The organism is Agromyces terreus (genome assembly GCF_009749465.1).
GTDB lineage: Bacteria > Actinomycetota > Actinomycetes > Actinomycetales > Microbacteriaceae > Agromyces > Agromyces terreus.
Genome location: NZ_WBIS01000002.1, coordinates 211,249 through 231,011 on the forward strand (window position 1 = coordinate 211,249; position 19,763 = coordinate 231,011).

General features: G+C 71.9%; 20 protein-coding genes. 5 read left to right on the top strand and 15 right to left on the bottom strand.

All coding sequences use genetic code 11. The annotated features are described in order from the left end of the window. Positions 1 to 94: 94 nt before the first annotated feature. The gene (locus GQQ92_RS06120; RefSeq protein WP_197738115.1) at positions 95 to 2,266 is read right to left on the bottom strand and encodes an ATP-dependent Clp protease ATP-binding subunit; all 2,172 of its coding nucleotides are present in this window, start codon (positions 2,264 to 2,266) and stop codon (positions 95 to 97) included. 103 nt (positions 2,267 to 2,369) lie between these two features. On the opposite strand from GQQ92_RS06120, the gene GQQ92_RS06125 reads away from it, so the two are divergent. Then, complete coding sequence (locus GQQ92_RS06125; protein ID WP_156998360.1) at positions 2,370 to 3,431, top strand: LLM class flavin-dependent oxidoreductase; 1,062 nt, start codon at positions 2,370 to 2,372, stop codon at positions 3,429 to 3,431. Positions 3,432 to 3,434: 3 nt separating this feature from the next. On the opposite strand, the gene GQQ92_RS06130 is transcribed toward GQQ92_RS06125, so the two are convergent. Continuing rightward, a complete protein-coding gene (locus GQQ92_RS06130) occupies positions 3,435 to 3,959 on the bottom strand; it encodes a DUF3108 domain-containing protein (RefSeq protein WP_156998361.1) in 525 nt (174 codons plus the stop codon). 143 nt (positions 3,960 to 4,102) lie between these two features. Here GQQ92_RS06130 and GQQ92_RS06135 point away from each other — a divergent pair, with 143 nt between their 5' ends. Both GQQ92_RS06135 and GQQ92_RS06140 read left to right on the top strand, forming a co-directional pair. After that, a complete protein-coding gene (locus tag GQQ92_RS06135; RefSeq protein WP_156998362.1) occupies positions 4,103 to 4,807 on the top strand; it encodes a YceI family protein in 705 nt (234 codons plus the stop codon). Between the two features lie 72 nt (positions 4,808 to 4,879). Next, positions 4,880 to 5,320: a nitroreductase family deazaflavin-dependent oxidoreductase gene (locus GQQ92_RS06140; protein WP_156998363.1), complete on the top strand. Its 441-nt coding sequence runs from the start codon at positions 4,880 to 4,882 to the stop codon at positions 5,318 to 5,320. Positions 5,321 to 5,400: 80 nt separating this feature from the next. Here the strand turns inward: GQQ92_RS06140 and GQQ92_RS06145 are convergent, their stop codons facing one another. The 6 genes from GQQ92_RS06145 to GQQ92_RS06170 form a co-directional block, all read right to left on the bottom strand. Further along, positions 5,401 to 6,612 carry an FAD-dependent oxidoreductase gene (locus GQQ92_RS06145; RefSeq protein ID WP_156998364.1) on the bottom strand — a complete coding sequence of 404 codons (1,212 nt, stop codon included), beginning with the start codon at positions 6,610 to 6,612 and terminating at the stop codon, positions 5,401 to 5,403. Next, a complete protein-coding gene (locus tag GQQ92_RS06150) occupies positions 6,605 to 7,333 on the bottom strand; it encodes a methyltransferase domain-containing protein (protein WP_232057534.1) in 729 nt (242 codons plus the stop codon). The genes GQQ92_RS06145 and GQQ92_RS06150 overlap by 8 nt, the downstream gene beginning before the upstream one ends. A 27-nt stretch (positions 7,334 to 7,360) precedes the next feature. Beyond that, positions 7,361 to 8,500, bottom strand: a complete 1,140-nt coding sequence (locus GQQ92_RS06155) for a type III polyketide synthase (protein ID WP_156998365.1) — start codon at positions 8,498 to 8,500, stop codon at positions 7,361 to 7,363. A 145-nt stretch (positions 8,501 to 8,645) separates the two neighbouring features. After that, complete coding sequence (locus GQQ92_RS06160) at positions 8,646 to 9,011, bottom strand: SHOCT domain-containing protein (RefSeq protein WP_232057535.1); 366 nt, start codon at positions 9,009 to 9,011, stop codon at positions 8,646 to 8,648. Further along, a complete protein-coding gene (locus tag GQQ92_RS06165) occupies positions 9,008 to 9,436 on the bottom strand; it encodes a DUF6325 family protein (RefSeq protein WP_156998366.1) in 429 nt (142 codons plus the stop codon). Before GQQ92_RS06165 ends, GQQ92_RS06160 begins: the two co-directional genes overlap by 4 nt. A 29-nt stretch (positions 9,437 to 9,465) precedes the next feature. Next, the gene (locus GQQ92_RS06170; RefSeq protein WP_232057536.1) at positions 9,466 to 10,509 is read right to left on the bottom strand and encodes an AI-2E family transporter; all 1,044 of its coding nucleotides are present in this window, start codon (positions 10,507 to 10,509) and stop codon (positions 9,466 to 9,468) included. A gap of 155 nt (positions 10,510 to 10,664) precedes the next feature. Here GQQ92_RS06170 and GQQ92_RS06175 point away from each other — a divergent pair, with 155 nt between their 5' ends. After that, a complete protein-coding gene (locus tag GQQ92_RS06175) occupies positions 10,665 to 11,063 on the top strand; it encodes an SHOCT domain-containing protein (RefSeq protein ID WP_156998368.1) in 399 nt (132 codons plus the stop codon). A gap of 162 nt (positions 11,064 to 11,225) precedes the next feature. Next, positions 11,226 to 12,425 carry a Fic family protein gene (locus GQQ92_RS06180; RefSeq protein WP_156998369.1) on the top strand — a complete coding sequence of 400 codons (1,200 nt, stop codon included), beginning with the start codon at positions 11,226 to 11,228 and terminating at the stop codon, positions 12,423 to 12,425. Between the two features lie 21 nt (positions 12,426 to 12,446). On the opposite strand, the gene GQQ92_RS06185 is transcribed toward GQQ92_RS06180, so the two are convergent. From GQQ92_RS06185 to GQQ92_RS06215, 7 genes are all read right to left on the bottom strand, one after another. Next, entirely contained in the window at positions 12,447 to 13,574 is a 1,128-nt protein-coding gene (locus GQQ92_RS06185; RefSeq protein ID WP_232057537.1) for a DUF998 domain-containing protein, read from the bottom strand. 186 nt (positions 13,575 to 13,760) lie between these two features. Continuing rightward, complete coding sequence (locus GQQ92_RS06190; RefSeq protein WP_156998371.1) at positions 13,761 to 14,255, bottom strand: DUF2017 family protein; 495 nt, start codon at positions 14,253 to 14,255, stop codon at positions 13,761 to 13,763. Further along, on the bottom strand, positions 14,252 to 14,542 hold the full coding sequence (clpS, locus tag GQQ92_RS06195; protein ID WP_156998372.1) for an ATP-dependent Clp protease adapter ClpS: 291 nt from the start codon (positions 14,540 to 14,542) through the stop codon (positions 14,252 to 14,254). The genes GQQ92_RS06190 and clpS overlap by 4 nt, the downstream gene beginning before the upstream one ends. A 3-nt stretch (positions 14,543 to 14,545) precedes the next feature. After that, on the bottom strand, positions 14,546 to 15,490 hold the full coding sequence (locus GQQ92_RS06200) for a DUF817 domain-containing protein (RefSeq protein WP_156998373.1): 945 nt from the start codon (positions 15,488 to 15,490) through the stop codon (positions 14,546 to 14,548). After that, positions 15,487 to 16,626, bottom strand: coding sequence for a class I SAM-dependent methyltransferase (locus GQQ92_RS06205; RefSeq protein WP_156998374.1), 1,140 nt, complete (start codon positions 16,624 to 16,626; stop codon positions 15,487 to 15,489). Before GQQ92_RS06205 ends, GQQ92_RS06200 begins: the two co-directional genes overlap by 4 nt. 13 nt (positions 16,627 to 16,639) lie before the next feature. Further along, positions 16,640 to 18,391, bottom strand: coding sequence for a SulP family inorganic anion transporter (locus GQQ92_RS06210; protein WP_197738116.1), 1,752 nt, complete (start codon positions 18,389 to 18,391; stop codon positions 16,640 to 16,642). Between the two features lie 105 nt (positions 18,392 to 18,496). Continuing rightward, positions 18,497 to 19,744 (bottom strand): MFS transporter, encoded by a 1,248-nt coding sequence (locus tag GQQ92_RS06215; protein WP_156998375.1) that lies wholly within the window; start codon positions 19,742 to 19,744, stop codon positions 18,497 to 18,499. Between the last annotated feature and the right edge of the window lie 19 nt (positions 19,745 to 19,763).

Below are 19,763 nucleotides of genomic sequence, written 5' to 3' on the forward strand. Positions count from 1 at the left end.
ATCGTGCCGCGATTGCAGGAACTTCGGGTCGACACGCCGATGTGACCATTGGCGGATGCCGGTGCGTCGCCGATTCTTCCTGCGAACCCGGGCGCTACTCGCGCGCGGCGCGCCCGACCGACAACCCCTCGCCGCCGGCGTCGAGCCCCACCACCACGGCGTCGCCGTCGCGGATGTCGCCGGCGAGCAACGCCCGCGCGAGCCGGTCGTCGATCTCGCGCTGCATGAGGCGGCGCAGCGGCCGGGCGCCGTACAGCGGGTCGTAGCCGCGCTCGGCGAGCCAGGCGCGGGCGTCGGGCGTGACGCCGAGCTCGAGCCGGCGCTCGTGCAGGCGCACCGAGAGCCGGTCGACGTAGAGGTTCACGATCTCGGCGAGCTCGCTCTCGGACAGCGCCGAGAACACCACGAGGTCGTCGAGCCGGTTCACGAACTCGGGCTTGAACGACTGCCGCACGGTCTGCATGACGGCCTGCTCCTTGTCGTCCCACGAGAGGGTCGGGTCGATGAGGTACTGCGACCCGAGGTTCGAGGTGAGGATCAGGATCGTGTTGCGGAAGTCGACCGTGCGACCCTGCCCGTCGGTCAGCCGGCCGTCGTCGAGCACCTGGAGCAGCACGTCGAAGACCTCGGGGTGCGCCTTCTCGACCTCGTCGAACAGCACGACCGAGTAGGGGCGGCGGCGCACGGCCTCGGTGAGCTGGCCGCCCTGGTCGTAGCCGACGTATCCGGGCGGGGCGCCCACGAGGCGCGAGACCGAGAACTTCTCGCCGTACTCCGACATGTCGATGCGCACCATGGCGCGCTCGTCATCGAAGAGGAACTCGGCGAGCGCGCGGGCGAGCTCGGTCTTGCCGACGCCCGTCGGCCCGAGGAACAGGAACGAGCCGGTGGGCCGGTTCGGGTCGCTGATGCCGGCGCGCGAGCGGCGCACCGCGTCGGCGACGGCCGCGACGGCGCGCTTCTGGCCGATGAGCCGCTTGCCGAGCTCGGCTTCGAGGTGCAGCAGCTTCTCGGTCTCGCCCTGCAGCAGCCGCCCGACGGGGATGCCCGTCCACGCGGCGATCACGGCGGCGATGTCTTCGTCGGTGACCTGCTCGTTGACCATGCGGGGTTCGTCGGCGGCGGCGCCGGCGGCATCCGCCCGCTCGGCCTCGGCGAGGTCGCGCTGGAGCCGGGCGATGGTCTCGTACTCGAGCCGCGACGCGGTGGCGTAGTCGGCCTCGCGCATGGCGCGGTCGCGGGCGGTGGCGGCCTCGTCGAGCTGCTTCTTCAGGTCGCCGACGCGGTTCAGCGACATCCGCTCGCGCGCCCATCGTTCCTCCAGCGCGGCGAGGTCGCGTTCCTTGCCGACGAGCGTCTCGCGCAGTTTCGCGAGCCGCTCCTTCGACGCGTCGTCCTTCTCCTTCTTGAGCGCGAGCTCCTCGAGCCGCATGCGGTCGACCTCGCGCTTGACCTGGTCGATCTCCATTGGGCTCGAGTCGATCTCCATCTTGAGGCGCGACATGGCCTCGTCGACGAGGTCGATCGCCTTGTCGGGGAGTTGGCGCGACGAGATGTAGCGGTTGCTGAGGGATGCCGCGGCGACGAGCGCGGCGTCGGTGATGGTGACCCCGTGGTGGGCCTCGTAGCGGCCCTTGAGCCCGCGCAGGATGGCGACGGTGTCCTCGACGCTCGGCTCGCCGACGTACACCTGCTGGAAGCGGCGTTCGAGCGCGGCGTCCTTCTCGATGTACTCGCGGTACTCGTCGAGCGTGGTGGCGCCGATGAGGCGCAGTTCGCCGCGCGCGAGCATGGGCTTCAGCATGTTGGATGCCGCGACGGAGCCCTCGCCGCCGCCGGCGCCCATGAGCAGGTGCAGTTCGTCGACGAAGGTGATGACCTCGCCCTCGGCCTCGTCGATCTCTTTCAGCACGGCCTTGAGCCGCTCCTCGAACTGGCCGCGGTACATCGCGCCGGCGACGAGCGCCGAGATGTCGAGCGCGATGAGCTGCTTGTCCTTCAGCGATTCGGCCACGTCGCCCGCGACGATGCGCTGCGCGAGGCCCTCGACGACGGCGGTCTTGCCGACGCCGGGCTCGCCGATGAGCACGGGGTTGTTCTTGGTGCGGCGCGTGAGCACCTGGCTGACGCGCCGGATCTCGGCGTCACGGCCGATGACCGGGTCGAGCTTGCCGGCCTTCGCGATCTCGGTGAGGTTGACGCCGTACTGTTCGAGCGCCGACTTCTGCTCCTCCTGCGAGCTGGGCGCGCCCTGCATGTTCGCCACTCAGTACTCCCTTCGGTCCACAAACTTGAGTGTACTCAACTCAACTTCAGGATGCGAGCGGGTATTCCGGAATAGCCGCCGTGCCCCCACGGTTGCCGCACACGTGCAACGATTCGGAACCCTCTCATTCGGCCACTACGGACCGCTCGGCGGCGGGCGCACGCTCTCGGCCGCGGACTCGATGCTCCAGGCCATCGACCTCGCGCAGGGCATGGACGAGCTCGGCGTCAACGGCGCCTACTTCCGCGTGCACCACTTCGCCCGCCAGCAGGCGTCGCCCATGCCGCTGCTCGCGGCGATCGCGGCGCGCACCCGGCACATCGAGGTCGGCACGGGCGTCATCGACATGCGCTACGAGAACCCGCTGCACCTCGCCGAGGAGGCCGCCGCCGTCGACCTCATCTCGGGCGGGCGACTCGCGCTCGGCGTGAGCCGCGGGTCACCCGAGTCGGTCGTGCGCGGCTACGAGGCGTTCGGCTACACCGGCTCGACGGACCCCAGAGGGGCGGATGTCGCGCGCGAGCACTTCGCCCGGTTCCTGCGCGCCGTCGAGGGCGAGGGCCTGGCCGAGCGCGACGCGAGCTCGCCGTTCGGCGGCGGCAGCGGCATGCAGCGCATCGAGCCGTACTCGCCCGGACTCCGCTCGCGCATCTGGTGGGGCGCCGGCAACCGCGACTCGGCCGAGTGGGCGGGCCGCGAGGGCGTCAACCTGATGTCGTCGACGCTGCTCACCGAAGACCGCGGCCTCCCGTTCGATGAGCTGCAGGCCGAGCAGATCCGTGCGTTCCGGGCCGCGTGGCGCGATGCGGGGCACCCCGGCGAGCCGCGCACCTCGGTGAGCCGCTCGATCTTCCCGATCACGACGGCTGAAGACGAGCTGTACTTCGGCGGCCGCGACGATGGCGATCAGGTCGGCGTGATCGACGGCATCCGCTCGACGTTCGGCAAGACGTATGCGGGCACGCCCGAGCAGCTCGTCTCGCAGTTGCAGCGCGACGCCGCGATCCGCGAGGCCGACACGCTCATGCTGACCATCCCGAGCCAGCTGGGCGTCGCGTTCAACCTGCGGCTGGTCACGGCGTTCGCCGAGCACGTGGCGCCGAGCCTCGGGTGGATCCCCGCGAACGCCGGCCCCGACCCGAGCGAGGACGGGCCGGCGGCGTAGCGCTCAGCGCTCGATCGCGATGGCCGTGGTGCGCATTGTCCCGGCCGGGGTCGGGATCTCGTAGCGCACGGGCATGCCCGGGTGCTCGGGCGAGAACCAGAACGTCGCCACGGGTTCGTCGGCATCCGACTCGCCGGCGGCGGCGCCGACCTCGTAGCGCAGGCACTCGATGCGGCCGAGCGGCGTCTCGATCGTGACCGTCGTGCGCCGCGTCGACTCCGCCGGGAACGAGGCGTGCTCCTGCAGTTCGCGCCACGCGACCCGTTCGCTCGTCGCCTCGCCGTCGATCCCGCCCGCGGCGTCGAGCCGCCACTGCTCGAGCGTCGCACCCTCGGCGTCGCAGTCGCCGAAGCGGTTGACGCGCTCGAACCGGCTGCCGTCCGGCGCCTCCACGAGGAGCACGATCGTCTTGCCCTCCCCCGTCGCCGCACGGATCTCGTCGGCCGTGAACGGCGTCGGCAGCAGGCCGGGTCCGAGCACGTGCGGGTCGCGGGCGGCGTCGCCGAGTGGGGCGGATGCATCGGACATGCCGCCATTCTGCGGCATCCGTCGCCCGAGCGACAGCCCCGCCCACGCGACCATGCGCACGCACTCACGGCGGATTCAATGCAATCTCATACGATCGTGCGAGAGGCTGGAACTCCACCACGACGTACCCCCGGGGGCCCGCCATGCAGAAGCGCACGAAGATCATCACCGCCTCGATCGTCGCCGGAGTGCTCGTGCTCGGCGCGACGGCCGCGATCGCCGGGCCCATCATCTACCGCGACCTCATCGTCGGCCCCGCCGCCGACGCGCCGACCGTCACGGTCACGCCGAACCCCGAGGCCGGCACGGGCGATGCCGAGGCATCCGACCCGACCGGCGAATGGACCGTGGCCGACGGCTCGTTCGCCGGCTACCGCGTCGACGAGGTGCTGAACGGCACCGACGTCACCGTCGTCGGCCGCACCGACCAGGTCACCGGCGAGATCACCGTCGACGGCCTCACCCTCACCGATGCGGCCTTCGAGGTCGACGTGGCATCGATCGCCACCGACTCGGCCAACCGCGACGACTACTTCCGCACCTCGGCGATGAACGCCGCCGAGCACCCGACCGCGAACTTCGTGCTGACCGAGCCGGTCACGGTCGACGAGGCCCCCGCCGTGGGCGAGGTGCAGACCGTGCAGGCGACCGGGGACCTCACGCTCGCCGGGGTCACGCAGAGCGTCACGGTCGACCTCCAGGCCGTGCTGAACGGCGACACCGGGCAGGTGGCCGGCAGCATCCCGATCACGTTCGCCGACTTCGGCGTCGAGGCCCCGAACCTCGGCTTCGTCTCGGTCGAGCCCGACGGGTTCGTCGAACTGTCGCTCGAGCTCGAGCGCGCGTAGCCTCGGAACAGCCCGCACGACGGGCGAACCCGCACGAACCCGCACGAACCCGCACGAGACGAAGGAGAGCGGATGCCTCTCGAGGGCGAATACGCACCGAGCACGGCCGACTGGGCGCGCAAGCAGGCCGAGGCCTACGAGGCCAGCGACGGACAGGAGGCGAACCTGCTCCGCGGCAAGCCGGTCATCGTGCTCACCACGATCGGCGCGAAGAGCGGCAAGCTCCGCAAGACCGCCCTCATGCGCGTCGAGCACGACGGCGAGTACGCCGTGGTCGCGTCGCTCGGCGGCGCTCCGAAGCATCCGGTCTGGTACTGGAACCTGCTCGCGCACCCGAACGCCGAGCTGCAGGACGGCGCCGAGAAGCACGACTACGTCGCCCGCGAACTCGAGGGCGAGGAGCGCGAGCAATGGTGGGCCCGTGCCGTCGAGGCGTGGCCCGACTACGCCTCCTACCAGACGAAGACCGAGCGGGTCATCCCGGTGTTCCTGCTCACGCGCGTCGTGCTGTAGCCCGACCGGTTCGCCGGTCGGAGGCCCGGCCCGGTCGGACGCCCGCGCGCGTCGGAGGCCCGGCCCGGTCGGGCCCGGGCTCAGAGCCCCCGCATCGTGAACGCCCGCGCGAGCACGGCGCGCAGGGGCGGCACGTCGAGCATCCGCACCCCGGTGTTGCGCAGTCGCAACCGCAGGCCCGAGGCGGGTGCCCCGACCGACATGTTGAACGTCGCCCGACGCACCGCGCGACGCGCGGCGGCCCGGCGCACCCGGTCGTAGACCTCGAACGCCTCGAACGGCGCCCCCACCGCGAGCGCGGCGGCGAGCTCGTGATCGAGCCGCACGGCGTCGAGCCAGCCGAGGTTCATGCCCTGACCGCCGATCGGGCTGATCTCGTGGGCGGCGTCGCCCGCGAGGGCGATCCGTCCGACCGACATCCGCTCGGCGAGGTGCTGCCGTGCCTCGAACGCGCTCGGCTCGCCCGCGGCGGCGACGTCGAACCTGCCGCCGTCCACGCGCGAGCGCACGATGGCCGCGACCGTCTCGGCCGTGAGCCGCGCCGGCGGACGGCGCACCCTGGCCACCCACCTGCGCGTTCTCCCCGGCATCGGGAAGGACTCCACGACGCCCGCCGGCTCGAAGTGCAGCAGCGCCGTCGACGGCTCGCCCGTCTCGTCGCTCGTGTCGCACATCACGTAGTGGGCACGGCCGGACCGCCCCCGCCATCCGAGGCCGAGGGACTCGCGGATGCCGCTGCGCACCCCGTCGGCTCCGACCGCGTACCTCGTGGTCGTCTCGACCCGGCGCAGCTCGGGCCACCCAGCCTCCGCCGGCCCTTCCCCCGCAGCTCCCGCCCCCGCCGCGACCGGCACGCCGACGAGACGCACGTCGACGCCGCGATCGTCGACCTCGACCACCTCGATGCCGCGGCGCACGGCTCCGGGACGCAGCGCCTCGAGACGGCGTTCGAGCATCGCCTCGACCTCGAGCTGCGGCAGCGAGAGCACGGGCCCGCCCCGCTCGAACGACATGGTCCCGAGCGTGCGGCCCGCGCACGTCGCCCGACCGTCGCGGATGGGCGCGGCCGCGGCGAGCACCTCGGCCTCGATGCCGGCCCTGGCGAGCGCCCGGAGCCCGGGCGGGTGGATGCCGATGGCCCGCGACCGACCCGTGCGGGCCGCGCGGCGCTCGAGCACGACCACGTCGAGGCCCCGCTGGGCGAGGAGGCAGCCGAGCAGCAGGCCGACCGCGCCCGCGCCGACGACGACCACGTCGTGCCGCGGTTCGCCCGCGGCATCCGCCTCAGGCATCCGGCCCCCTCGTGTCGGGCCCCCACACGGCCTCGAGCCGCGAGGGGATGCCGCGGCGCACGCGCCATCCGGGCGGCAGCGACGCGGCGAGCTCGGCGGCGGTGTGGCTGCGGCGGATCGAGGTGAGCCCGTCGGCCCGGATGTACGACCCCGCGAGCAGGTTCCCGGTGAACGGCAGCGTGCCGAGCGCGAACCCGGCGTACCCCCACCGGCTGCGCTCGATGTCGCCGTGCACGGCGATGCCGCCGCCGGCCGCGAGCCGCTCGGAATCGGCGAGCAGCCCGCCGAGCTGCCGCCCGTCGAGGTGGTGCAGCACGTGGTTGGACATCACGACCGCGAAGCGCTCGCCCGCGTCCGCGAGCTCGGCGCTCGACGCGCGCCGCAGCACGAGGCCGGGCTGGGGCGGCCGCCGTGACGCGAACTCGTACGACCGCGGGTCGGGGTCGATGGCGGTGACCTCGAGCCGCAGCCCGTCGGCACGCGCCCACCGCAGCAGCGCCAGGGGCACGTCGGCGCCGCCCGTGCCGACGTCGAGCACGCGCCGGGTCTCGGTCGCCGACAGCCTCGGCCGGATCCAGCGGCGGTAGACGGCCCGCCCGTTCGACACCACGGCGTTCACGCGCCCGAACTGCTCGTACGTGCGCTCGAGCATCGCCGGATCGCAGTCGGGCGAGTCCATGAGCTCCTGCGCGGTGTCGTCGCGCCGGCCGAGGGATCTCACGCGGACCCCAGCACCACGCGGGACATGTCAGCCGCGCACCGTCATGAGCGCCGACTCGACCGTGAGGCCCGGCCCGAAGGCCATGGCCGCGACCCGCTCGCCGTCGGCGGCATCCGAATCGAGGATGTTGCGCAGCACGAACAGCACCGTCGCGCTCGACATGTTGCCGAAGTCGCGCAGCGTCTCGCGGGCGGGCACGAGCTGCTCCTCGGTGAGCACGAGCCGCGCCTCGACCTTGTCGAGGATGCTGCGCCCGCCGGGGTGGATCGCCCAGTGCTCGATCGCGTCCGACGAGGTGTCGTCCGCGAGCGCCGCGGCGAGCGCGTCGTCGTGCGCGAAGAGCGGCTCGAGGGCGCCCGTGATGTGCTCGTCGATGATCGCGGGCACCGCGTTGGAGAGCACCATCTCGAAGCCGTGGTCGCCGATCTTCCACGCCATGTCGCCCTCGCCGACGGGCGTGATGCGGGTCGCGAACCGGTCGAGCTCGAACGCCCGCTCGCCGGGCTCGGGCGCCCGCGCGGTGACGATGCCGGCGCCCGCGCCGTCGGCGAAGAGCGACGACGCGACGATCGTGTCCGGGTCGTTCGAGGAGCGCAGGTGCAGCGTGCAGAGCTCGACGCTCACGACGAGCACGACGGCCGAAGCGTCGGCCAAGCACAGCTGGCGCGCGACGCGCAGCGCGGGGATCGACGCGTAGCAGCCCATGAACCCGAGGTGGTAGCGCTCGACGCCCGCGTCGAGGCCGAGGTCGCGCGCGACCATGAAGTCGGGGCCGGGCGCGTAGAACCCGGTGCACGACACGGTGATCACGTGGGTGACGTCGGATGCCTCGATGCCGGGCGTCGCCTCGATGGCCGCGCGCCCCGCCTCGACGTAGAGGCGGGTCGCCTCCCGCGCGTAGATCTCGTTGCGCGCCTTCGTGCCCGGCAGGAGGAGTTCGCCGCTCGCCTGGTCGAAGAACACGGGCGTCTGCTCGCGCGGCCGGAGCGTGAGCTCCTCGAGCACGCTGTGGCGCCGCTCGATGCCCGACACGTTGAACGAGGTGGAGACGATGCGCTGCCCGAGGCGGTTCAGCCCGGGTTGCGCCGCGAACACGTCGCGCACCTCGTCTTGCACGAGCACCGTGGACGGAACCACGGTCGAGACACCCCTCAGCGTGACGGCCATGCCTCACCATAGGCACGCGAGCGGATGTCGCGACAGGGGTTGCCCCGAGCACACGGCGGACTCACATGCGGGTCGGATGCGGCGGCCCCGACGCGAGAACGCCGGGCGCCCGTTCGACGGGCCCCGGCGTTCTCGTGAACTCTCGTCAGCCGAGCAGCTTGGCCTTCGCGGCCGCGAACTCGGCGTCGTCGAGCACGCCGGCGTCCTTGAGGGCGGCGAGCTTCTGGAGCTCGGCGACGACGTCGACGCCGCCCGCGGGAGCGGCCGGGGCCGCCGGCGCGGCGGCCGCCTGCTGCTGGGCGTACGCCTGCTGGGCCGCCTGCTGCGCCGCGGCATCGAGCTGCGCCTGCTGCTGCTGCTGCTCGTAGGCCTGGGCGTCGGCCTGCTGCTGCGCCCGGCCCATCTGGCGGCGCTGCACGTTGCCGCTGACCGCGGTGGCGGTGCCCGCGACGACGGCCGTGCGCGCGGCCATGCCGATGAGTCCGGGCCGGCCCATCCTGCGTCCCATCATGATGCTGCTCCTTCTGCTTCGGCGAGGACCGCGTTGACGATCGGCGCGGGGATGCGCTCGACCTGCAGCACCTCGGCGCCCGACTCCGCGAACCGCGAAGCGAGCTTCTTCGCCCACAGGAGTTCGATGGCGACGACGGCCGCCGCGCCGCCGACGGGAATGAGCTCGACGAGCTCCTCGATGTCTTCATCGCCGACGAGCCCGGACTCGAGCACGTCGATGTCGACCTCGACCTCGTCGCCGAAGTCCTCGAACTCGACGACGGTCACCTCGTCTTCGCCGCGCATGACGAGCAGGAAGTCGAGCAGTCGGATCTCACCGCCCTCGACCAGGTCGGCGATGGCCTCGAGCGTGCGACCGTCGGGTCGCGCCCCCTCGAACCCGATGACATACAGCTCTACCGGGCCGTACTCGAAGTCCGCCATTGTTCCCCCTCTATGAGTGTTCCTGCAGACTATCCCCGCGTTCCGGGGGTTGTCACCTGCTCCGGCGCAGAATCACCCGACAGTCTCCTGAGGGTCGCCAGGCGTTCATCGGGCTCGATGAACAGGGCGCGCACGAGCAGCGTCAACGGGATCGAGAGGATCGCGCCGATCGGCCCGATGACCATCGTCCAGAACACGACCGACACGAACGAGAGCGTGAGGCTGAGCGACACGGCGTCGCTCACGAACTTCGGCTGCACGAGCACCTGGAGCGTCACGTTGACCACGCAGTACGCGAGCACGACCACGAGCGCGAGCGGCCATCCGCCGACGACGAGGGCGAGCACCGCGGGCGGGATGAGGCCGATCACGAAGCCGATGTTCGGGATGAAGTTCGTGACGAAGGCGAGGATCGCCCAGACGAGCGGGATCGGGATGCCGAGCCCCCAGAGGATGAGCCCGTCGAGCACCGCGACGATGAGGCCGAAGGTCGCGTTCACCACGTAGTAGCGGCGGACCCCCGAGAAGTAGCGTCCGCCGATCACGTCGCCGGCCGCGGTGCCGAACACGGGGCGCGCGTGCGCGAAGCGCGAGGCATCCGCGGCCATGAAGATGACGTAGGCGAGCACGAAGAAGAAGGCGGTCGCGAGTCCGAGCACGAAGCTCGCCACGTCGCCCGCGATCGCGACGAGCTGGGCGGGGTCGAGCAGCCCGGCCGCGTTCGCCGCCGCGTCGGGCGTCGCGCCGTAGGACTGGGCGAGGGCGATGAGGTTCGCCGCCGTCTGCTCGAGCTCGTCGGCGTAGTCGGGCACCATCGACACGAACTGGGCGGATGCCACGACGAGGAGCACGGCGAGCACCGCGAGGATCGCCCAGGCGAGCGCCACGACGACGGAGGTGGCGAGCCATCGCGGCCAGCCGCGCCGTTCGAGCGGGAACCGCACGGGATGCGCGATGATCACGACGACCGCCGCGACGGCGATCGGACCGAGCACGTCGCGCGCGAGCCACACGCCGACGAGCGCGATCACGGCGGCGGCGATGGCGATCAGGCGCCGGGTTCCGATCGACATGTGCATCCCTTCCGCTGCCACCCTAGCGAGCGGCTCTCGGCCGATTGCGCCCGAAACGGCGCGTGCAAAGTGGACTCGCGGGGGTGCGACGGATAGATTCGCTGGTGAACGCCCGCAACGGGGGCGCGAAAACTCGAGAAACGGAAACTACGCACATGGACTTCTGGTCAAACTTCTGGAGCATCATCTGGTGGTTCCTGTGGGCATTCGTCTTCATCGCCTACCTGATGATGCTCTTCTCGATCATCGGCGACCTCTTCCGCGACACGAAGCTCAACGGGTGGTGGAAGGCCGTCTGGATCATCTTCCTGATCTTCGTGCCGTTCCTCACCGCGCTGGTCTACCTCATCGCCCGCGGCAACGGCATGGCCGAGCGCTCGCAGCGCGAGGCTCGCCAGATGCAGGCGGCGACCGACGACTACATCCGCCAGACCGCCGGCAGCGCGCCGAGCGCGTCCGACGAGATCGCCAAGGCCAAGGGCCTGCTCGACTCGGGGGCCATCACGCAGGCCGAGTTCGACGGCCTCAAGGCGAAGGCGCTGCAGGGCGCTTAATCGCTTCGCGACACACGAGAGGGCCGGATGCATCGCATCCGGCCCTCTTGCCGTCTCCGGGCCCGGCCCCGCTTCCGGTCCGCACGCCGCCGTCGTTGCTCAGAACGCTTGATCATGGAATTATGAGTAAGGATGTTGTTCATAAGATCTGGGAGGGCGATGATGACGACGCCCTCGAGTGCGGCCAATTGGCCCCCGCTGGGCTGGGAACCGCAGACTTGGGTGCCGAGCACGATCTGGGGAGCGGATGCCGAACGAGCCGCTCGGGGGACGACCTACCGGTCGGCCGTCCCCTCGGAGATCGCGCAACTCACGCCCGCTCCCTCTGTCGAAGCGGCTGCCGCGGCAGATGTCGCCGCTCGGGAGCTCAGCCGGCTCGACGCGGAGTTGGGCGGGCGCGTCGCGGCATTCGCGCCTGTGCTGCTGCGGTCGGAGGCCGCGTCGTCGTCGCAGATCGAGAACATCACCGCATCCGCTCGCGCGATCTTCAGCGCCGAACTCGGAGCCAAGACGAGCCGCAACGCGGAGATGATCGCCGCCAATACCCGCGCGATGACCGCGGCGATCGAACTCGCCGATGACGTCACTCCCGAGACGATCGCTCGGATGCACGAAGTCCTGATGGCCGGGCAGCCACACCACACGCCGGGCCGCTGGCGTGACGAAGCGGTGTGGATCGGCACACGCAGCGACAGCCCGATCGGCGCCGAGTTCGTAGCACCGCACCACTCGCGGATCGAAGCGCTCATCGAGGACGTGACCGCGTTCGCGCGACGCGCGGACATCGCCCCGCTGACCCAAGTGGCGGTCGCGCACGCCCAGTTCGAGACGATCCACCCGTTCACCGACGGCAACGGCCGCACCGGCCGTGCTCTGGCGCAGTCGCTCCTGCGGTACCGCGGGGTGACGCTGAACGTCGCCGTGCCCGTGTCGGCCGGCCTGCTCGCCGATGTCGAGGGATACCATCGCGCGCTCACCGCGTATCGCGACGGCGACGTCTCGCCCATCGTGTCGGCATTCGCGGATGCTGCGGCGCGCGCGATCGGAAACACCCGCGAACTCGTCGGCGAACTGGATGAGATCCGCACGGACTGGGACCGGCGGCTCACGGTCCGCCGATCGAGCAACGCTTGGAAACTGTTGGACGTGCTCATCCGGCGCCCGGTTCTGACGTCTGCAGCGGCTGCGGCCGAGCTCGGGGTTCAACAACCGAACATCTATCCACCGCTCACCGCGCTCGTCGACGCCGGCATTCTGAAGTCGAAAGCCGAGCACCGACGCGGTCCGTTCTGGCGCAGCGACGAAGTCCTCGCCGCCATCGACCGGTTCGCGCAACGCGCGGGACGACGGGAGGCCCGCTGACGCCGGCGCCGGGCCTCGGGATCAGTCCGTCGTCGTCGGCTCCGCGATCACCGCGGGAGCGGCGGCGGCATCCGTTCCCGTCGCCTCGACCTCGTCGGACGCGGCTGCACCCGAGGCGCCCGCCGTGCGCAGGAACACGATGATCCAGCTGAAGATGAGGCAACCGGCCACGAGCTCCACCGCGGTGAGGTTGTAGTACCCCGTCGCGAAGAACACGGCCACCACGATGATGACGACGACGTAGACGTAGCCGAGCCCGACGAACACCTTCGGAACGGTGCGGATGAACTTCGGCAGGCCGATCACGATCACCGCGTAGCAGACGGCCATGCCGGTCGCGACCGAGTTGTGCACGAGGAAGAACTCGTCGACCGGGAAGATGCCGACGCAGGCCAGGAAGATGCCGATCAGGATCAGTCCGACGCGCACGAAGTTGCGTCCGCGACGGTCGGGCGGCGTCGAGGAGGGCAGGGTGGCCGTCGCGTACCGCGCCACGATCGTGACGATCGCCCCGGCGATGATCAGCGTGAGGTTGAACGCCCGCGCCGAGATGTCGTCGGTCATGCCGAGGGCCGAGAGGTTCTCCTGCCACCAGTGCGGGTCGCTCGCCGAGAGCATGCTCGCCAGTGCGCCGACGACGAGGAAGACGGCGAGCACGAGCGACAGCAGCATGGGCGTCATCCGCGCGGCCGAGAGGAAGCTGACGTAGGCGGAGAGTGCGAGCGCCACGCCGGCGAGCGCCGCAGCGGGCAGGGCGAAGACGACGGCGTCCTGGAAGCTCTGCTCGAGCACGGTCGAAAGCGCGAGCCAGCCGAGCAGCGCGATGATCCCGTGCGCGATCGAGAGGAACGCCACGTCGAACCAGTGCAGGCGCGCGCCCTCGACCGACAGCCCCTGGCCGATCTCACGGCGGAGCACGGGATTCGGCGTGCGAACGGCGAGATAGCGCCCCAGCAGGAACCCGAGGAGCGCGGCGACCGCGCCGCCGATGCCGGCGAACGCACCGAGCGAGCCGCGGCCCGAGATCGGCAGGTCCTGCCCCCAGAACGCGATCAGTCCGATGAGGGCACCGATCACGAAGAACGCGCCGCCGACGAGCAGCGCGGCGGACTCGAGCGACGAGACGTTCGCCGCGGGTCGTTGCACCACCCTCCGGATCGACGCCGATTCCTCCGGTGTCTCCATGGTTCGAGTCACAGCTGCTCCACTCTCGCGGCCGCGCGGTCCGGTGCGCGGCGATTCGGGATCAGCATGGCACCAGCGGGCACGCCGGGTCCACAGGCGCGGCGGGCACGCGGCATCCGCTCGCGTCGACCGCTCGCCCGCCCCGTTCGGTCAGGTCGAGATGGGGTCGAGCACCTCGAGCATGGAGCCCTGCACGAACCCGGCCCACTCGTAGGCGGCGCGCAGGTAGTCGTCGCGCGTCTCGTCGGCGTCGGGCTCGCCCTCTTCGACGACGCCGACCCTTTCGGCGAGGATGAGCCGCAGGTCGGTGAGGAAGGTGAGCCAGCCCCACGCCTCGGACTCGTCGAGCTCGATCTGCACGACCGCGTCGTCGCCGTCGTCGACCGCGGTCGCGTCGCGCACCCGCTGCGCGGCCTGGCGCTTGCCGTCGACGAGGCTGTCGCGCGTGTACCGCTCGAACTCCTTCGCGGCTGCGCGGTCGTCGGGATACGCGTTCGGCAGGAGCCGCCCGAGCGCGGGGTCGTCGGCCTCGCCGAGCAGCAGCACGGAGTCGACCTGGTCGGCGAGCTCGGACAGGAGCATCGCCTCTTCGGCTTCGAGCACGAGGCGGACCCCCTCGCCCCCGCTGCGGCCGGCGACGATCACGGGGTCGCCTTCGACACCGTGGCCTGCAGGCCGTACGCGTGCATGGCCTCGACGTGACGCTCCATCGCCTCGCGGCTGCCGCTCGCGACCACCGCGCGCCCCTCGTGGTGCACGGTGAGCATCAGCCGCTCGGCGTCGTCGCGGGAGAACCCGAAGTAGCTGCGGAACACGTAGCTCACGTAGGTCATGAGGTTGACCGGGTCGTCCCACACGACCGTCTGCCACGGCACGTCGGCCACGACACGCGTGGTCGTGTCGAGGTCGAGCTCTTCGAGCGTGGAGGTCACCCTTCAAGACTGACACGAGCGGGCGTCGGATGCACCTCCCGCCGGCGCGCTGGGCGGCCGCGGCGGATACACCCACGTCACGAGGACGACCGAGATGATCATCAGCAGGAACCACGACACGAGCTTCGAGGCCGACACGAGCTGCCAGCCGTCGAGCTGGTCGGGATAGAGCCAGGCGCCCGTCACCGTGCCGATGTTCTCGGCCAGCCAGATGAACACGGCGACCAGGGCGAAGGCGACGAGCAGCGGCATCCGGAACGTCCTGCGCCACACCCGGAAGTGCATCACCGTCGGCCACCAGAGCAGCACGACCGCCGCGAGGAGCACCCAGCGCAGGTCGACGACGTAGTGGTGCGAGAAGAAGTTCGCGTAGATCGCGATCGCCGCGATCGCGGTGAGCAGCCGCCGCGGGTACCGCGCGAACCGGAGGTCGAAGAGGCGGTGCACGCGCACCATGTACGAGCCGACCGCCGCGTACATGAACCCCGAGAAGAGCGGGACGCCGGCGATGCGCAGCACCCCCTCGCCGTCGTACGTCCACGAGCCGGCGTCGGTCTTGAAGATCTCCATCGCGGTGCCCGTGATGTGGAAGAGCACGATCACCCACAGCTCGCGGCCGGTCTCGAGCCGGGTCGCGACCATCACGATCTGGATCGCGATCGCGGCGATCGTGATCGCGTCGTTCCGGGCGAGCACGGCATCGTCGGGATACCAGAGCCGCACCGCGACGATCACCGCGAGCAGCGCCGCCCCGAAGACGCACGCCCAGGCCTGCTTCGCCCCGAACACGAGGAACTCGATCAGGCCGGCCCGAACGCCCCGCGCGGGCGAGCCGGCGAGCAGCCGGTGCGCGGCGCGGTCGATGGCCCGTTCGACGGCGGTGAGCTCCCGCTCGTGGGCGGGATCCTCCGCCGGAGGCCGGCCCGGACCGCCTCCCGGGCCGGTCACGCCGCCGGAACCGATCGACGCGAGGCCGTGACCGTGAACTTCGGGTCGCGGGCGACCTGCCGCGTCGGGCCCACGATGCGCTCGAGCACGGGCCGGTAGCGCAGGTGCGAGTTCCACACGCACCACAGCTCCCCGCCCGGCGCCAGCGCGCGGGCGGCGTCGGCGAAGAGGTGCTCGGCGATGCCCGTGTGCAGCGCGGCATCCGAGTGGAACGGCGGGTTCAGCACCACGAGCCGCTCGCTCGCCGCGGGCAGCAGCTCGAGCCCGTCGGCCTGCGTGACGCGCACGCGGTCGGCGACGCCGTTGCGCTCCGCGGTCGCACGGGCGGATGCCGCAGCCGACGCCGAACGGTCCGTCGCCGTCACCACGAGCCCGGGCCGGGCCCGCGCGAGCCACGCCGCGACGACGCCCGTGCCGCATGCGAGGTCGACGGCCGTCGCGGCATCCGGAACCGCCGCATCGAGGTGCGCGAGCAGCAGGCGGGTGCCGATGTCGACCGACGAACCCGCGAACACGCCGCCGTGCGCGGCCACGTCGAGATCGAGCGCCGCGTCGTGCTGCACGCGCGGCCACGCCGGGGCCGGCGGCTGCCGCGCCTCCCGGGGGCCGCTCGCGACCAGCACCCGCGACTTCTGCCGGGCATGGGTCACGTCGACCCGGTCGAACCAGGCCCCGAGCACGTCGTTCATCGCCACCGTCATGTGCTTCAGCCGGCCGCCCGCGAACACCCGAACCCCGGATGCCGCGTGGCCGGCGACGAGCGCGGCGACCTCGTCGAGCCGGTCGAGCGAACGCGGCAGCCGCATGAGCACGACGCGGGCACCCTCGAGCAGACCCGGTGCGAGCGGCAGCGAGCGCGGCATCCGCTCGACCTCGAAGCCGAGCCCGGCCGCGTTCCCCGCCAGCGCGCGCTCGCCCGTGACGAGGTCCTGGTGCACGCGCACGCCCGTCGCGCCGAGCGATGCCGCGCCGAGCGCGAGCGCACCATACGAGTCGTCGAGCACGACGACCTCGCCGGGCCCGGCCGTCGCGATCGCCGCGGCGGCCTCGTCGAGGATCAGGCGGTCTGCGGCATCCGACGCGAACAGGCCCGGCGCCTCGAGGTCGGGGTGGCGCCGGAGCGCATCGAAGTCCACCCCGAAACCCTACCTACGGCCGCTCGTCGTCGGGCCCCGCCGCATCCGGAGCCTGCGCGGCATCCGGGGCCTGCGCGGCATCCGCGCCCGCCGCCTGCCTCCGCAGCTCCTCGGCGCGCGCGTAGGCGAGCTCGACGGACTCGAGGAGCTTCGGCGTCTGCGCGAACACCCGGTCCTCACCGAAGTGGCCGAGCGACCCGTTGCGCTCGAGCAGGCGGTGCAGACGCTCGGGAACCCCGGCCAGCACGACGACGATGCCCTGCTCCTGCCACTCCAGGGCGCGCTCGTCGAGCGACTTGAGGAAGGTCGCCGAGGGAACACCCACCCATCCGCGCAGCGAGAGCACCACAGCGGCATTTCGGACCCCGCTGGGATCCGGAACGTCCTGGTCGATCCGGTTGATCTCGGAGAAGAACCCCGACCCGAAGTAGTGCAACACCGTGGTGCGCCCATCGGGCAGTTCGGCGGGCGCGTCCTGCAGCGTCCATCCCCCCAGCGGGTCGCGGACGAGCTCCACGAGACGGCTCTTGCGGGAGACCGAGACCGCCGTGAGCAGGATCGACAGGCCCGCGCCGAGGAAGATCGCGTACTGCAGCGGGAGCGCCGTCGTCGCCGCGAACGTCACCACCATGGCGGCCGCCGACGGCAGCGAGGTTCTGGCCACGAGCCGGATGTCGCGCACGCGCCCCACGATCAGCTCGCCGCCGATGACGAGCATGAGGCCGCCGATCACCGCCATCGGGATCGCCCCCGCCTGCGGACCGATCGCCAGCACGAGCAGCAGCAGCCAGACGCCGCCGAACACACCCGCCCAGCGCGTGCGTGCACCGGCACTCGCCGCGATGCCCGTGCGCGACATCGACCCGCCCGTGGGCAGTGCGCCGAAGAAGCCGCCCGCGACGTTCGCGACCCCCTGCGCCGTGAAGTCGCGCGACGCGTCGGAGCGCGTGCCGTCGGGGTTCGCGACCGCGGCGCCGATGCCCGCCGCCTGCGCGAGGCCGACGAGCGCGATCGCCACCGCGCCGCCGGCGAGCGCCGGGATCGTCGACAGGTCGGGCACCGTGAACGGCGGCAGCGACCTCGGGATGGCCGCGATGTCCGAGACCCGCTCCACGTCGGTGCCGAGGAAGGCGCAACCGAGGCTCACGACCACCAGGGCGATGAGCAGCGCCAGCGAACGGGTCGGCCTGATCAGTGCGAAGACGAGCCAGACGAAGACCGTCGCGAGCGAGACCACCACGGCGGTCGTCTGCCACTCCTCGGCATGCGCGATCGCGTCGATCACGCGCAGGAACGTGTTCGACTCCTCGGAGGTGTACCCCGTCGCGTCCTTCACGACCCCCGAGATGATCTGCAGGGCGATGCCGACGGTGAATCCCGTCATGACGGCCGTCGACACGAATGCCATGATCGAGCCGAGCCGCAGCAGCCCCATGAGCAGCATGATGACGCCCACCAGGACCGTCAGCATCGCGATCGCGCCCACGTCGTCGGAGGCGAGGCCCGCGGCCGCGAGCACGCTCTGCGAGGACAGCGCGATCGCGCTGGTCAGCGTGGTGACCATGAGCACGGTGCGCGCGAACACCGAGCCGATGATCGTCGGCACGATGCCCGACCACAGCCCGAGCGGCGCCTGGAACCCGCCGATGCTCGCGTAGGCGACGCCCTCGGGGATCGAGAAGAGGCCGACGACGAGGCCCGAGACCACGTCGCGGAAGGTCGGCCGCCCGAACTTCGGGCTCGCGCGCCTCGCCTTGCGTGTCATCGGCCTCGACGCCCCCTCCGCGCTCGCACCGCCCCGCGGCCCATCCTGCCACCGCCGGGGTCCGATGGGCGAGGGTCTCGGCGCGGCCCCGTCACCCCGGCCGCATCAGCCCCGCTCGCCCGCGAACGCCGGGCGCGACGCGGGCGTCAACCAGAGGACCGCCACGACGGATGCCGCGACCCCGGCGAGCGCGGCGACCCAGAGCACCCCCTCGTACCCCTCGACGGCGACCACGCCGGCGAGCACGCAGCCCACCGTCGAGCCGATGGCCGACGAGGCGAAGTAGGCGCCGTTCGCGCGCGTCGGCGATGCCGCGGCGAGCCGGGCCGCGACGTCGGGTGCGGCGAGCCGTGGGATCGGGATGCCCTGGTAGGCGACGAGCATCGCGACCGCCGCGAGGATGAGCAGGGGCGAGGTCGCCAACCCGATGAGCGCCATCGCGAGCGCACCGGCCGCGCGCACGAGGGTGCCGGTCGAGAACACGCCGATCGACGACGTGCGCGCCATCGACCGCCCGGCGATCACGAGCGTCACCACGTTCAGCAGGCCCGCGAGCCCGACGAGGAGCGCCGTCGCGACGTCGCTGAAGCCGTACACCGCGGGCATGATGTTCGCGAGCTGGCTCACGAGCCCGTTGCTGCCGAGCGACGACACGAAGACCACGACGAGGAACGCGACGAAGGCCGCGCGCAGCCCGCGGGGCGCGGCCTTCGTGCCCGAGGCGGCCGGGAGATCGTCCTTCGCTGGTCCGGGACGGGCGGATGCCGCGGCCAGCCGCCGCGACACCGCACCGCTCGTGAACCACGTCGCGGCGGCGAAGCCCGCGAGCACGACGGCGCACGTGACGAAGAACGCGACGGGCTCGAACCCGAGCGCGAGCCCGCCCGCGACGACGAGCGCGCCGAGCAGCACGCCCGCCGGGTACGCGAGGCTGAAGCCGGTGAGCCGGCGTGCCGTGAGCTCTGGCGGATCCCCGACGCCCACGATGAACGCGGGGCCGATCGTGCCCTGCGTCGCCCACGCCGCGCCGAGGATCAGCCCGAACAGCGGCGAATACCACTCGATCGCCGCATCGACGGCGAGCAGCCCGTAGGCGAGCGCCATCGCGAGGATCGACAGCGTGTACACGCCGCGATGCGTCGCCGTGCGGTCCACGGCCGCGCCCACCAGCGGGCCGACTGCGGCGGCGAGGCTGAGCACCGCGAACACGATGCCCACCCGCCACGGCTCGCCGGTGACCGACGTGATGAACGGCGGCAGCAGCAGGGTGAGGAACGACCCGGTCGCCGCACCGGCGCCCACGTTCGACAGCATCCACCACGAGAACGCGGCACCGCCCTGCGACGCCCGCATCGCTCCCCCGCCCGCGGCC